This window comes from Marinibium conchae, assembly GCF_015595035.1.
Lineage (GTDB): Bacteria > Pseudomonadota > Gammaproteobacteria > Enterobacterales > Alteromonadaceae > Glaciecola.
In genome coordinates, this window is record NZ_JADNRN010000001.1 from 21,086 (window position 1) to 34,691 (window position 13,606).

The 13,606-nt window shown below is 42.9% G+C and carries 12 protein-coding genes; 6 read left to right on the plus strand and 6 right to left on the minus strand.

The annotated features are described in order from the left end of the window. The first annotated feature begins 181 nt into the window (after positions 1–181). A complete protein-coding gene (panP, locus tag ISG33_RS00100) occupies positions 182–1,834 on the plus strand; it encodes a pyridoxal-dependent aspartate 1-decarboxylase PanP (protein WP_195731560.1) in 1,653 nt (550 codons plus the stop codon). Between the two features lie 40 nt (positions 1,835–1,874). On the opposite strand, the gene ISG33_RS00105 is transcribed toward panP, so the two are convergent. Further along, positions 1,875–2,888, minus strand: coding sequence for a phosphotransferase (locus ISG33_RS00105; RefSeq protein WP_195731561.1), 1,014 nt, complete (start codon positions 2,886–2,888; stop codon positions 1,875–1,877). A 137-nt stretch (positions 2,889–3,025) separates the two neighbouring features. On the opposite strand from ISG33_RS00105, the gene ISG33_RS00110 reads away from it, so the two are divergent. The 3 genes from ISG33_RS00110 (at position 3,026) to ISG33_RS00120 (ending at position 7,472) form a co-directional block, all read left to right on the plus strand. Next, a complete protein-coding gene (locus tag ISG33_RS00110) occupies positions 3,026–5,053 on the plus strand; it encodes an NADPH-dependent 2,4-dienoyl-CoA reductase (RefSeq protein WP_195731562.1) in 2,028 nt (675 codons plus the stop codon). Between the two features lie 175 nt (positions 5,054–5,228). Beyond that, a complete protein-coding gene (locus ISG33_RS00115) occupies positions 5,229–5,972 on the plus strand; it encodes a response regulator transcription factor (protein WP_195731563.1) in 744 nt (247 codons plus the stop codon). Further along, the gene (locus ISG33_RS00120; protein ID WP_195731564.1) at positions 5,973–7,472 is read left to right on the plus strand and encodes a sensor histidine kinase; all 1,500 of its coding nucleotides are present in this window, start codon (positions 5,973–5,975) and stop codon (positions 7,470–7,472) included. A 44-nt stretch (positions 7,473–7,516) separates the two neighbouring features. Here the strand turns inward: ISG33_RS00120 and ISG33_RS00125 are convergent, their stop codons facing one another. Next, positions 7,517–8,647 carry a tetratricopeptide repeat protein gene (locus tag ISG33_RS00125; protein ID WP_195731565.1) on the minus strand — a complete coding sequence of 377 codons (1,131 nt, stop codon included), beginning with the start codon at positions 8,645–8,647 and terminating at the stop codon, positions 7,517–7,519. A 91-nt stretch (positions 8,648–8,738) separates the two neighbouring features. Beyond that, positions 8,739–9,296: a DUF4287 domain-containing protein gene (locus tag ISG33_RS00130; protein ID WP_195731566.1), complete on the minus strand. Its 558-nt coding sequence runs from the start codon at positions 9,294–9,296 to the stop codon at positions 8,739–8,741. A gap of 218 nt (positions 9,297–9,514) precedes the next feature. Between ISG33_RS00130 and ISG33_RS00135 the strand changes: the two genes are divergently transcribed. Continuing rightward, positions 9,515–10,414 carry a divergent polysaccharide deacetylase family protein gene (locus ISG33_RS00135; RefSeq protein WP_229333394.1) on the plus strand — a complete coding sequence of 300 codons (900 nt, stop codon included), beginning with the start codon at positions 9,515–9,517 and terminating at the stop codon, positions 10,412–10,414. A gap of 122 nt (positions 10,415–10,536) precedes the next feature. Then, positions 10,537–11,022, plus strand: a complete 486-nt coding sequence (locus ISG33_RS00140; RefSeq protein WP_195731567.1) for a MerC domain-containing protein — start codon at positions 10,537–10,539, stop codon at positions 11,020–11,022. 28 nt (positions 11,023–11,050) lie between these two features. Here ISG33_RS00140 and ISG33_RS00145 read toward each other — a convergent pair whose 3' ends face one another. From ISG33_RS00145 to asd, 3 genes are read right to left on the minus strand one after another with little or no spacing between them, the layout of a single operon-like run. Continuing rightward, on the minus strand, positions 11,051–11,767 hold the full coding sequence (locus ISG33_RS00145) for a glycerophosphodiester phosphodiesterase (RefSeq protein ID WP_195731568.1): 717 nt from the start codon (positions 11,765–11,767) through the stop codon (positions 11,051–11,053). Then, positions 11,758–12,639, minus strand: coding sequence for a DMT family transporter (locus tag ISG33_RS00150; RefSeq protein ID WP_195731569.1), 882 nt, complete (start codon positions 12,637–12,639; stop codon positions 11,758–11,760). Before ISG33_RS00150 ends, ISG33_RS00145 begins: the two co-directional genes overlap by 10 nt. Before the next feature lie 5 nt (positions 12,640–12,644). Beyond that, positions 12,645–13,532 carry an archaetidylserine decarboxylase gene (asd, locus tag ISG33_RS00155; protein WP_195731570.1) on the minus strand — a complete coding sequence of 296 codons (888 nt, stop codon included), beginning with the start codon at positions 13,530–13,532 and terminating at the stop codon, positions 12,645–12,647. Positions 13,533–13,606 lie beyond the last annotated feature (74 nt).

Below are 13,606 nucleotides of genomic sequence, written 5' to 3' on the forward strand. Positions count from 1 at the left end.
TATACCTTAGATAATTTGCCGTTTCTACACTATATATCAGCAATTTCGGCTCTGTCTTGAGTCTTATTTATACAAGCGATGAAATTTCATACTATTATTACTTTTTTGAGCATCCATAATCTTGGTAAATGCGTAGAAGTGGGTTACGATTCGCTTCTTAGATTTCAATGAGGGTTACAGCTTGGCAAAGGCAGATGTTAGTTTAGATCATTTGTTTCGGGTTTTTACGAAACCGGAACACACTGATTCTACGCTAGCAAAGATAGAAAGGCATTTATCAGACAACATCTCTGATTTCCTTTCTCAACACGTAGTTACCAAAAAAACGTCATTGGAAGAGATCGAAAAAGACTTCCGAGATGCTACGGTGCCTGATAGCCCAGAATTCGTGTCTAGTCATGCTGAATCACTATTAAACAAACTTGTCGCGCATTCGGTGAACACTTACGCTCCGACCTTTATCGGGCACATGACCTCGGCCTTGCCTTATTTCCACCTATCTCTCGCGAAACTATTGGTTGGTTTAAATCAAAACCTAGTTAAAATCGAAACATCAAAAGCCTTTACACCGCTAGAACGCCAAACGCTAGGTATGATGCACAATTTGATTTACCAGCAAAGTGACGCCTTTTACGAGGAATACTTGCATAGCGCAAATGACTCTTTGGGCTCATTTTGTTCAGGTGGAACAATTGCTAACATAACCGCTCTATGGGTCGCGAGAAATCAACTCTTGTGCGCCGATGGGCGCTTTCGTGGGGTAGCCAAAGAAGGGCTTGCGGCGGCTTATCGGCATTATAGCTATAACAACATAGGTATAATGTCTTCTAGTCGAGGGCATTATTCTTTAAGCAAGACGGTTGATGTACTGGGTATTGGTCGCGATAACATGCTAACTGTTCACAATGCCTCGCAGTGCTTGGAGCCCAAAGACGCATTAGCCTTAGGCCAGAAATATCAAGAGCAAGGGAATAAATTGCTCGCCATTGTTGGTGTAGCGGGTACTACTGAAACTGGCCACGTCGATCCCCTTGATGAGCTTGCCGACGTAGCCAAAGAGCTTGGCTGTTGGTTTCATGTTGATGCTGCATGGGGCGGAGCAACACTGTTTTCCGAACAATATCGTCATAAGTTAGCAGGTATCGAGAAAGCGGATTCGGTAACTATCGACGCTCATAAGCAGATGTATGTGCCCATGGGTGCTGGCATGGCCTTGTTCAAAGACCCAAAACACAGTAACGCTGTGCGTCACAATGCCCAGTATATTTTGCGTGAAGGCTCTAAGGACTTAGGAGCAACCACACTTGAAGGTTCGCGCAACGGTATGGCAATGATGGTGTATTCGTCATTACATATTCTTGGTCGCAGAGGCTACGAATTACTCATTAATAAAAGTATTGAATTAGCCAAAGAGTTTGCACAAATGATTGAGGACCATCCTGACTTTGAGCTTGTAACCTCTCCGATTTTATCCTTACTTACCTATCGTCTACGTCCCGCCCATCTTAGTCAGATGCACACTCTCGCTCAGACTGATTATTTGAGATTAAACGAACAATTAAACAGTCTAACGGTAAGTGTTCAAAAGCAACAACGTGAAGCTGGAAAGTCTTTCGTATCACGCACACGAATTGAAGTTGAACCATACAAAGGAGAGGCGATCACGGTGTTTAGGGTAGTGCTGGCTAATCCATTAACAACTAAAACCCACCTGGGCGCTATTCTTGATGAACAAATTAGCTTAGCTAACAACACCAAGCTCTGGAAAAGGCTACTCGCAACCGAAATGCCTAAGAGTATTACCGAAGCTGCGGTACTTCCAAACATTGCTTGATTCTAGGCGTGCCTAGATGAACAAGCTAAACAACCTTTCCTTATTTCTCTAAGAGCCTCAAAGCCTTTTGTGTTTGTTCTGAGCTATAGGCCGTTAGCTTATGGTGCTCAGGCGACCAACCAGCTAAAAAACGTTCGAAATCAGCCCAAGCATACGGCAAGAGTGCTCGCCATTCCTCTACTACATCGAGTGGCTTATTATATTCTATAAGGGCGTGATGGAGTGCAGTGAAGTAATAGTCACTCATGTTGTCGGCTTCGTCTTTTAGCGCCTTTTCGTTCATGCAACTGCCTAAAAAGTAGATAATATCTTTGATGCCGGCGCCACTGCCTACATACTGAAAGTCGACCATGGCGAGCTCACTGAGATCGGCTTTAATACAAAAGTTGGCAATTTTGGCGTCGCCATGCACTAAGGTTTGGTACTTTGTTGAATTTAATTTTTCGTCTATCGCTACAGCTTGTTCTTTCAACTCACTGGCTTGCATGGCGCTCAGTTCATCGGGTCGTGTGGCCAAATGCCAGTAGCTGCCAATAGGCCACAAGCCCTTGTGTACGCCGTTATTTTCCTGCGAATTGTTTTGACGCAAAAATAAAGCATGAAAGTGAGCCAGCCAAGCTAAGCCAAGCTTTATCAGTTGCATATCCGCTTGCAGGGTTCTTAAAGTAAAACCAGAGGCATCGAGGTCTTCCATAATAATGCCACTGTTTGTTTCGTTTTTGTTCTGCGTGGCTAACTGCCACTCACCCAGAAAGTGAGGCACTCTGCATTTTTTGTTGGTGAGCTGGCTGTAATGAGCATAGAAAAAAGCTTCATTTTTATAGGACGATAGTTTGCGCTGATGGGAAAGGTTTCCGTCCCATTGTCGAGGGTGTTGGGTTTTTTTATCGGAGCAGATTTGCTTTACGATCAGTGAGGACGTATTACTAGCACCACTAATTTGGTAACGTGCTATTTCGCCATACCCACTCCAAAGGCTTTGAATAATCTCAACTTTGCTCAAACTCTGCTTGGTAGACAAATTTACGCTACGTCGAATTTGCTCGATACTCATTTTTAAATTGTGTTAATGATCGGATTCGAATGTTTCTATCATAGCACTTCGAGCTAAAGTGCTCTAAGCTAAGATTTCAAGCGTAATGAATTTATACAACCTGTAAAAACAAAAATAATTATTGTATAGGATAAACCATGACAGCAACTTCGCCATTTCCCCATTTACTTGAGCCCCTCGATCTCGGTTTTACAACACTGCGAAATCGAACACTTATGGGGTCAATGCACCTAGGTTTAGAAGAAGAAAAAGGCGGTTTCGAAAAGCTAGCAGCCTTTTATGCGGCTAGAGCGAAAGGCGGAGTGGGTCTGATTGTAACCGGCGGTATAGCGCCTAATAGGGCAGGTTGGGTGGCGCCATTTGCAGGCCGGATGAGCAGTAATAAACATGCAAAGAAACACCAAGTAATAACGGATGCGGTGCATGCTGAAGGCGGTAAAATTTGTATGCAAATATTGCATTCTGGGCGCTATGGTTATCATCCGCTAGCCGTGTCGGCCAGCCCCGTGAAAGCACCGATTTCTCCGTTTAAGCCACGCGCTTTATCAGCAAGAGGCATTCGAAGCACCATCAAAGACTATGCAGAGTGTGCCAATTATGCAAAAAGTGCAGGTTATGATGGCGTCGAAATTATGGGCTCAGAAGGCTATTTAATTAATCAGTTTTTTTGTGAACGTACCAATTTTAGGACCGACGAATGGGGTGGTAGTTTAGAAAATAGGGCGCGGCTAGCTGTCGAGGTGGTGAAGCAAACACGCCTTCGTGTTGGCCCTAATTTTATCATTATCTATCGCTTGAGTATGCTTGATTTGGTTGAGGGCGGGGCACCGTGGGAAGAGGTTGTGTATCTTGCCAAAGAGATTGAAAAAGCTGGGGCTACCTTAATTAATACCGGAATCGGCTGGCACGAAGCCAGAGTGCCTACCATCGCTACCTCGGTTCCTAGAGCTGCTTTTACATGGATAACAAAAAGGATGAAGGCTGAAGTATCGCTGCCGCTTATTACTACGAATCGAATCAACACTCCCGAAGTTGCCGAGTCGGTTTTGGCAAATGGCGATGCGGATATGGTGTCGATGGCACGGCCTTTCCTTGCTGATCCTGATTTTGTTGAAAAAGCAAAGCAGAATAAATCTGATTTAATAAATACCTGCATAGCGTGCAATCAAGCCTGCCTAGATCATGCTTTCGAACAGAAACGAGCAAGTTGTCTAGTCAATCCTCAGGCTTGTTATGAAACCGAGCTTATTTTTAAAACCGTTGCTAAGCCTAAGAAGCTCGCAGTAATTGGCGCGGGTCCTGCAGGTTTAGCTTTCGCTACTTATGCCGCAGAGCGAGGTCACGAGGTGCATTTGTTCGAACAGGCCGCCGAAATTGGAGGCCAATTTAACTATGCTAAACAAATACCGGGCAAAGAAGAGTTTTACGAGACATTGCGCTTTTATTCTCGAAAAATAGAACTTACGGGCGTTAGCCTTCATTTGAACACTCGGGTTGATGCAAGCCTTCTTAAAAACCAACATTTCGAAGAAGTGGTGATGGCAACAGGTATTAAACCGCGAGCCCTTAACATAGAGGGAAGTGATCACCCTAGTGTACTCAGTTATATTGAAGTGTTACGCGACCATAAAGAGGTTGGCAAGCGTGTCGCGGTGATAGGTGCTGGTGGTATAGGCTTCGACGTATCAGAGTACCTTGTTGAGCAGGAGAATTTAACGACTAACCTTGATAAATGGCTAGAACATTGGGGCATAGATAAGCGTTTTGAGCAACCTGGAGCGTTGATAGACAAAAAGCTAGCAGAACCACCACGTGAGGTATTTTTGTTACAACGGAAAACGTCGAAGGTTGGCAAAGGTTTAGGCAAAACAACCGGCTGGATTCATCGTAATTCTTTGGTGAATCATAAAGTACAAATGATGAATGGCGTAAGTTACGACAAAATTGATGACGCCGGTCTGCATATCACTATTGCCGATAAACCGATGACGCTTGAGGTCGACAATATTATAGTTTGCGCTGGGCAAGAGCCACTCAGAGAGCTCGAGGATGAATTGATAAGTGCCGGTTTGAAATTGCATATTATCGGCGGGGCTAGCGTTGCTGCTGAGCTTGACGCTAAGCGAGCTATTCGACAAGGAGCAGAGCTTGCAGCTGCGATATAGTCTGCTAACACGAAGCTTGTATCTAAGGGGTTAAATATAGGCTCTTTGCGCACAGAAACTTTTCTTTTTTGTGATACTTTTGAGATATTTTCTCGCTAAGCTCGGTCTAGTATTTAGATTCGAGCTTTTTGCTTTATGCACTCGATACAAACTATCAACCGAACAGGAGAGCATTATGGCTGAAAGAGTACTTGTCGTTGAAGATGACCTAGACATAGCTACGCTGATACAGGTTAACTTGAGCGAGTTAGGCTTGGAAATTGATCACTTCCCAGATGGCGCTGCGGGATACGAAGCCGCTATCAAAAACAGCTATTGCCTGATGTTACTCGACGTTATGCTTCCAAATATGAGCGGCTTAGATATTTGTCGAAAAGTGCGTGACCAAAAGCCAGAACAAGCGATTATTATGCTCACTGCAAAGGACTCAGAGACCGACCGCGTGCTAGGTTTGGAGCTTGGTGCCGACGATTACATGACTAAGCCTTTCAGTGTGCGCGAACTTCAAGCTCGAGTGCGTTCACAAATTCGAAAGGTACACCTTCTACAAGAGGCAAATCAGCAGCAACCCAGCTCGCAAAGTAATATTATCGTGAGCGGCGAGCTGAAAATAAATCAACAAACACGTATTGTGACAAAAAACGAAGACCTCCTAGACTTAACTGCTACCGAGTTTGAACTTCTTTTCCACCTCATGCTGCATCCTAATCAGGTTTTCTCTCGCACCCAACTCTTAGAATCTGTTTGGGGCTACCAACACTCTGGTTACGAGCATACCGTTAATTCACACATTAATCGTCTACGATCAAAAGTGGAAAGTGATGCCACCGAGCCTGAATATGTGCAAACAGTGTGGGGCGTGGGTTACAAATTTAACAATCAACACAAAGTTGCGAAATCTGCACAGAAGGCAAGTTGAATGTGGCACCCTAAGCTTTGTTTCTATCAGCGCCTGTCGGTGTCCTTAGTCATTGTGTTCTTGATAATTATGAGTGTGTTTGTAATCGCCTCTAGCCATCTTCAAGACTCAATGAAAGATGAGAGTGAACAACTGCTGCACATCGACTTAGCATCTCACTTGGTGTCGGATAACCCATTATTAAAAACTGGTGTACATGATTATGAATCTTTGAGTAATCTCTTTCACACACTTATGGTTTTGGGGCCTAACTTTGAATTTTATTTTCTTGATACGCAAGGCAATATAAAAACCTACTCGGCTGAAAAGGGAGAAGTTGTACTTGAAAAAGTGTCACTGTCTCCTTTGTTATCGATGCTAAAACCGAACCCGACATTGCCTGTTCGCGGTGACGACCCAAAGTCTAACGGTAAGCAAAAGATATTTTCTGTTGCGCCGGTTTACAACGAATCTCAGCTTCAAGGCTACTTGTATGTGATCATTGGTGGGGCGCGTTACGACTCGATAGCTGAAAATATGAAGCGCAGTGAGGGCGTGCAAATGTTCATCATGATCATGGTTGCAGGAACACTCTTCTTACTCTTTGCACTTTTACTTCTATTTAAGTTTTTTACTGCACCACTAAAAATTCTCAGTGATGACATGGATACCTTCAGAGCCAGTGGTTTTGATCTTGACGGATCCGGTGTAAAACTGCGGCCTTGGAGAAATGAAAGTAGGAATGAAGTGCAACGTCTAGGCTTTTCTTTCAACGATATGCTAAGACATATCGATGATCAAATGAAGCAATTAAAACAGACTGACAATGAACGCAGAATCATGCTTGCAGACTTGTCGCATGATTTGAGAACACCGCTAGCGAACTTGCAAGGGTATGTTGAAACCTTATCTTTAAAAGGCGATAGCATCAGCGCAGATGAGCGAAAACGCTTCATTAAAATTTGTGAAAAAAATCTGTTCAACTTAAAACGGTTGATTGATCAAATATTCGAACTAGCCTATTTGGAAGGTGGGCATGTTACTCTCAAAAAAGAGCACTTTATGCTGGCAGAACTGCTGCATGACGTTGCTGCAAAATTCAGTATAAACGCGCAAAGTAAAGGGGTGACCCTAAATGTGCAATGTGACCAAAAAAATGGATATGTTAATGCCGATATAGGTAAATTAGAGCGAGTGCTTACAAACCTTATAGAGAACGCTATTAGACACACTCCAGAAGGTGGTAGTATACATATAGGGGTAGTTGAGCTCGATGGGAATTTGGTCATAGAAGTGAAAGACAGTGGTGTGGGGATCAGCGAGAGGGAACTTAATCATATTTTCAAAGCGCGCTATCAAGCCTCAAATACTGGTGACGATAGTTCTATTCATGCTGGTCTTGGTTTGGCGATTTGCCAAAAGTTAATGGATTTACTTGATTCCAAGCTAGAGGTAAGTAGCGAGTTAGGGAAGGGAACCTCGTTTAAATTTAGCCTAGCTAGATCGAACGATTTTGGTTAATAAATCGCTTAAGCCTCCAGCGATTAATTGGCTTATCTTTTACCTCACGGAAGCGCTTTTTTGAGTTTTTTAACCTGCTTTTCTAGCTTGTCATCGTCGCCAATGACAATGCTTGCAAGCTCTGACTTTGCTGCTTGTTTGTCGCCGACCTGTATGTAAAGTTCGGCTAGCCTCGCTGCAGCCCATTGCATGTTGGGTAAATCACTTGGCGGCAGTTTGCTCGTTTCTATAGCCGCAGCAAGCCGTCCCATCGCAGCAATCCCCTCTTTCGCGTTTGACTCCGATACCACCGCAGTTCTACCTACTTGATATAGTGCATTAAGATGTGCGGCAGCATTTCTTCGATAGTCTTTGTTTATATCGCCTGTTTCTTCATCAGTACTATAAGGTGGTAATCGCATATTCGCAGCTTGTTTGAACAAGCTCATTGCTTGTTCATAGTTTTCGCTTTGTGCCTCTATGGCGCCAAGCTGGAATGGAAAGCTAATTTCTTTGGGATAACTTTGCATTGCTTGAGCTAGAACTTTCTTAGCTTGTTCTATATCGTCGCTCATTTGGTAGAAACTAACTTCAGCGATAGCACCTTCTAATGCATCTAATTTCTTTATTTCGCTCAGCTGATGCTTCCCTAGTTCAGTATCACCACCGGCGATTGAAGGAGCAGCCATATAAAAACTCATCAGTGCTCGTTTATATTGAATATCATTGGGTGCTAATTCATTGGCTTTGATAAAGCTATTAAGCGCTTTTTCGGCGTACCCTAAGGCACTAAAAATTGAGTCTTGTGCTTGGCTTCCCATCACAACACCGCGAAGATAAAAGAGCCTAGCATTATCTGGATAAGCGCTGATTGCGTCTTCGGCAAGATCTTCTGCTTCATCTAAATCAAATTGGGCATAATTTATTATCATTTCACCGAAGACTTCTGCTGAACTATCGATACTCTCGAGCAAGCGAATAGCCTGTTTAAATTCTCCGTCAGAGTACAAGGCCTTGGCGGCTGCAAGCGAGCGTTGTTGAGACACTTGTGTTGAAGAAGATTTGCTTGGGTTATTGGCTATTTCTTGATCTGCGTTTGAGAGCGCGCTATCAATATTGTCTGCTTGCACAAGTGGAGTAAAGAAGACCAAGCTGGTGGCCATGGCGATATTGGATAAAGAGAGCTTGGTAAACATAATCGTCCTGTTAATGTTAAGTCGCTTTAACCTACACCAAATAAACTCAGCACTAAGCAAACAGTAGATGTATCGATAATAGATAGAAGCTTTAATTTCTATCGTATGAGAGTTCCAAATAATCAATAAGTTCACAGTCAATATCGTCTAAACTTTCGAGTCTTATGCGGTGCGACACCATTTTGTTGAAGCTGCCAGATGTTTCAAGTCTCCCTTTGCTTTCAAGTTCCGGAAGCTGCAGCCCGAGGTCAACTCGAGTTTTTGTCGAGGCTTGAATAATCGCAAACTGCTTATTTCTTCTAAGGCTAACGTAAGATTTTTTGACGGCAATATCAACGTCGCTACCCAAATTAGTGATATGGGTAATAAGTTGATCATAGATAGGTTTCAAGGCCGCTTTGGCACCGCTGTATTGAAGAGTTAAAGGATCGTCTTTTGGTTCACCGTTTTTAGCGTCAAGTGCTTTGCTGGAAATAAGGTTAGCGAAACCATGACTCACACCATGCTCGGTCTTTAACCATTTAAGATATTCACCATGTTTGGAGTAGTTTCGCTGGCAACATAGCACAAGCCACTCATCGAGAGCTTTCCCTGTTTTTTCGGGCAAATTAGCAATCATAGTTTGTAGCATCTGCTCTGGACTTGCCATGATGTGTTTCTCTTGTTGAAAAGGCGAAATCTATACTAAGTTTTGACAGCGATAAAAACAAGAGATCTGTTTATCAGGCTCTGTGTGAGTACTTTGAAAAGTAATGCTCTTATTTCAGGTGCATTTCTTGCTAGCTGTTGGTATTCTATCAACGACTAACAAAAAGAATAAACAACTAACGTTCTGTTCTCTTGCATATTGAGTGAGCTTTTAAAGGCTTGGATAGTGTTAAAGAGAGTCGTTGTGAACCGAAAGTGAAGAAAATTGTGCTAATAAAAAACAAAGTAGTCATGTTTTTGGCTCTGGTTTGTCTATTTTCGCAAAGTGCATTCGCCATAAATGCGCCTCTGAATGCGGAAGCAAGGCAGGACAGCGGTAAAACATACAAAAAGGCCAGGATTGCCATCATCATTGACGATATCGGAAACAAGCGTTCTGATGCCGATGCTTTTGCTCTCTCAGAAAAAGTCACCTTTTCGATTCTGCCACACACGCCATTTTCGACAGAGTTTTCCAATTATTCTCACCAGCAAGGCCGCGAGGTCATGTTGCACATGCCTATGGAGTCTCTTCATGGTGAGCGTTTAGGCGAAGGAGCCATTGTATCTTCAATGTACCCTGCTCAAGTTGAAATGGCCTTGCTCATGGCCTTGGAGTCGGTTCCTCATGCTGTTGGGGTAAACAATCACATGGGCAGTAAATTGACTCAAATAACCTTGCAAATGAATGCGGTAATGGAAGTACTAGATAATAATAATTTATATTTTGTTGACAGCAGAACAACGAAGTTTTCCAAAGCCAGAAAAATAGCGCAACAACATGGTGTCGCAAGTGCTACTCGTCATGTCTTTCTCGATCATTATGCGAATGAGGATTTTCTAGAAAAGCAATTCGATTTACTTATTCGCAAAGCAAAACGAAATGGTTCTGTTATTGGTATCGCTCACCCTTACCCGGTAACGGTTGAGTTTCTGAAAAACAAATTAGCATCGCTTCCTGAAGATATTGAATTAATTACCATGACAGAATACCTTGGGATTAAGCAAGTTCCTGCCTTGAAAAAACCGCGTTTAGCGAGAGAAATAGATCGAAATACAGATGCCGTTGCTCCGGAATAAAAAGCATAAATACGCAAGTATCGATTTAACGCTTTTACTACTCTTGGATTAAATGTTATATTATAACGATGATAGCTCGGGTATTCTGAGTGGGCGGTATAAGTTAAAGAGTAAATAGCACAATGAACAGCAAAGTTGCTGACATAAAACCACAGGTTATCGACAATAACTTGAATGACAACGAAGTGTCTCAAGTCGAAGCAGACAAGAAAACATCTAACGTTATCCTAGATAAACTAGGTATTTGGGTATCTAGCTTGTGTGCTTTGCATTGCTTGTTGATACCACTTCTACTGCCAATTGCGCCACTAGTTGCTAGTAGTATATTTGCTGAGCAATGGTTCGAGCGTTCAATATTAAGCTTCTCGATTTTGGTAGGCTTTGCTGCCTTGTTTGTAGGCTTTCATAAATATCATCGTCAACTTTATCCCCTATACAGTTTGGCGCTAGGTGGTTTAATCTATTGGAATAAAGATATCTTCGGGCACGAATTCGAACCATTCACTATTGCGGTCGGTGCCTTTCTCATTATTGTTGCGCACGTCACAAACTTACGTTTGTGTAAAAGCTGCCAAAATTGCGAATCTGACTGCCATACTAAGAAGTGATTTAAGGCTTGCCTTAGTCAAGCCTAGCTCATTTATTAGCGCTTATGATCTCACGAGCCCAATCTGGCCGGTCGGTAAATATTCCATCTACCCCCATTTCTAATAGTTCATTAAGAGTCTCTAAATGATTTACTGTGTAAGACCAGACTTTTAGACCACGTGCATGTGCATCATCCACAAAGTCTGCACTGAGCACATTCCAGTCAATCGCAGCGATATCCATTCCCATCTGCTCAGCATATTGCGCCAAGTCAAGAGGGCAATGACCGACTAATGCGCCATACTGGATAAAAGCTTGCTGACGTCGATATTGACTTTTATTTAGACCAGATTTTGTTGCTTTCAACGCACGATGATCGAAGGATGAAATAACCACTTTACAGCGATATGAGTCGATTAGCTTTGCCACATAAGCCACAAAATCGTCAACATCGTTGAGTGTTTTCAATTCAATGTTGAGTGTTACTTGTTCACCAACAAGGGCTGCTATTTCGCTAAGAGTGGGTATAGGGTCGCGCTCTTTTACTAATAGCGACCTTACCTCTTCTAAGCTTTTATCAAAAATACGCCCTGTACCGTTCGTGAGTTTATCTACGTAGGGGTCGTGAAATACCATAAACTCATGGCCAACTTGGTGCACATCAAGTTCTATCGCATCGATGTCAAGTAATAGCGCTTGAGTAAAGGCTACTAGGGTGTTTTCGGTGTAAGAAGAGCTAAATCCTCTATGAGCAATTACGAGCATGTTTTTACTTTTTGGTTTTCTCTATGCGTATTGATAGTTTCGTATACAGCAGCCGAAATGACTAGCAAACCGCCCACAATAGTTTGCCAATTCGGCTGTTCATTAATGAGGACCATAGCAAATATCACTGCATAAAAGGGTTGCATGCAAGCAACCAGCGAGAACGTTTTTGCACGCAAGTGTTTGAGAGCACTGGCCACCATGGCGTGGGGCACAGCGGTAAAAAATATACCAAGTGTGAGTAGCAACCAAAGCGTGTTTATATCGATTTTACCCAAGTCGTCAGAGACAAAAAACAATAAGGTGGGGCAGATAATCAGTGTTTGCCATGCCATTGCTTTAGCACCAGAATAATGTGAAAAATAAGTGCGATGCAATAAATTTCGAATAGCGTACAAAAATGCTGAAAATACTCCAATAATAACCCCTAGGGTTACATCATTATCAAGTGAAGCGTCGGGCACGATTAGAATGATTCCTACGAGAACGACAATAGCACTTGCGATGTCCTGCCATACCAAACGTATTTTTTCAAAATAGGGCTCAAGCAGCACGGTAATTACCGGAAAGGTAAATAGGGCGATAATACCCACAGACACACTGGAATACTGCATAGCCATGAAGTAGGTAACCCAATGCACAGCCATGATGATGCCTAAGCTAAAAGCGATAAGGTAATCACGACGATTATTTAAGCGCCAGCCTTCTCCCATAAGCTTAGCAACGATAAATAGCACGACACAGGCAAAGAATGAACGTCCAAAAGTAATGTCTATTGCATTGAGTGGGATTAGTTTAGAAAATAGCGCAGTACCGCCTAATAGCATTACCGTTACATGTAATGAAATTAGGCTCTTTTTGACGGGATCCATCAAAACTAGACTGTTTCACTTGAATTAACTTCTTCATTTTTACTGCCACTGACATGAGCGAATGGCTGGCCAAGGCGGGTTATTTGCCCAGCCTGCAGATCGGCAAATTCAATAGCACCAGGTTCGAAACACACCACGATAGTTGAGCCCAATTTAAACAGCCCCATTTCTTCGCCCTTAGCAAGGTTGATGTCTTCGCCTTCATATTGCCAATGCTGAACGATTTTACTCTCTGGTGGAGTAATATTACCCGCCCACACAGTTTCAATGCTAGCCACGATGGTTGCACCAACTAACACAATAGCAAGCTTACCTACCGGCGTATCAAACAAGGTAACGACACGTTCGTTTCTGGCGAATAGACCGGGAACATTCTGAGCTGTCAACGGGTTGACTGAAAACAGTTCACCAGGCACATGCAACATGTCGGTAAGCTTGCCTTCTATCGGCATATGAATGCGGTGGTAGTCTTTAGGCGAGAGATAGATAGTGGCAAAGTCACCACCTTTAAACGCTGCTGCCAACTCTGGCTTACCGCCCAATAATGAGGTCAGGCTGTAGTTGTGGCCTTTAGCTTGGAAAATATCATCACCAATTATCTTGCCAAACTGGCTTACTCGGCCGTCAACACTATGACATAACTCGTTTTTGTCGTCATTGATAGGGCGAATATCATTTTTCAATTCTCGCGTGAAGAAAGCATTGAATGTTTTGTAATATGATGGATTGCTATGCTTTGCCTCGTCCATATCAACGTTGAAGGCTTTGATAAAGATCTTGATAAAAAACTGGGTAATCACACCAGCTTCAGCCGCAGCCAACCACCCAACTGCTCTTGAAATGGGATGTTTAGGCAAAATATATTGAATGCGAACTTTAAACCAATCTAACACTGGGATTTCTCCATTATGAATTCTTCGCCATTGTACATTTAAAGCATTGGCAAGTAAGCCATTAACTTCTTATG

Coding starts and splice junctions, on each gene's coding strand:
- ISG33_RS00145 (WP_195731568.1), bottom strand. CDS start 11,767: ATGCTCGTAATTGCTCATAGAGGATTTAGCTCTTCTTACACCGAAAAC.
- ISG33_RS00115 (WP_195731563.1), top strand. CDS start 5,229: ATGGCTGAAAGAGTACTTGTCGTTGAAGATGACCTAGACATAGCTACG.
- ISG33_RS00130 (WP_195731566.1), bottom strand. CDS start 9,296: ATGGCAAGTCCAGAGCAGATGCTACAAACTATGATTGCTAATTTGCCC.
- ISG33_RS00110 (WP_195731562.1), top strand. CDS start 3,026: ATGACAGCAACTTCGCCATTTCCCCATTTACTTGAGCCCCTCGATCTC.
- ISG33_RS00150 (WP_195731569.1), bottom strand. CDS start 12,639: ATGGATCCCGTCAAAAAGAGCCTAATTTCATTACATGTAACGGTAATG.
- ISG33_RS00140 (WP_195731567.1), top strand. CDS start 10,537: ATGAACAGCAAAGTTGCTGACATAAAACCACAGGTTATCGACAATAAC.
- ISG33_RS00120 (WP_195731564.1), top strand. CDS start 5,973: ATGTGGCACCCTAAGCTTTGTTTCTATCAGCGCCTGTCGGTGTCCTTA.
- ISG33_RS00105 (WP_195731561.1), bottom strand. CDS start 2,888: ATGAGTATCGAGCAAATTCGACGTAGCGTAAATTTGTCTACCAAGCAG.
- ISG33_RS00125 (WP_195731565.1), bottom strand. CDS start 8,647: ATGTTTACCAAGCTCTCTTTATCCAATATCGCCATGGCCACCAGCTTG.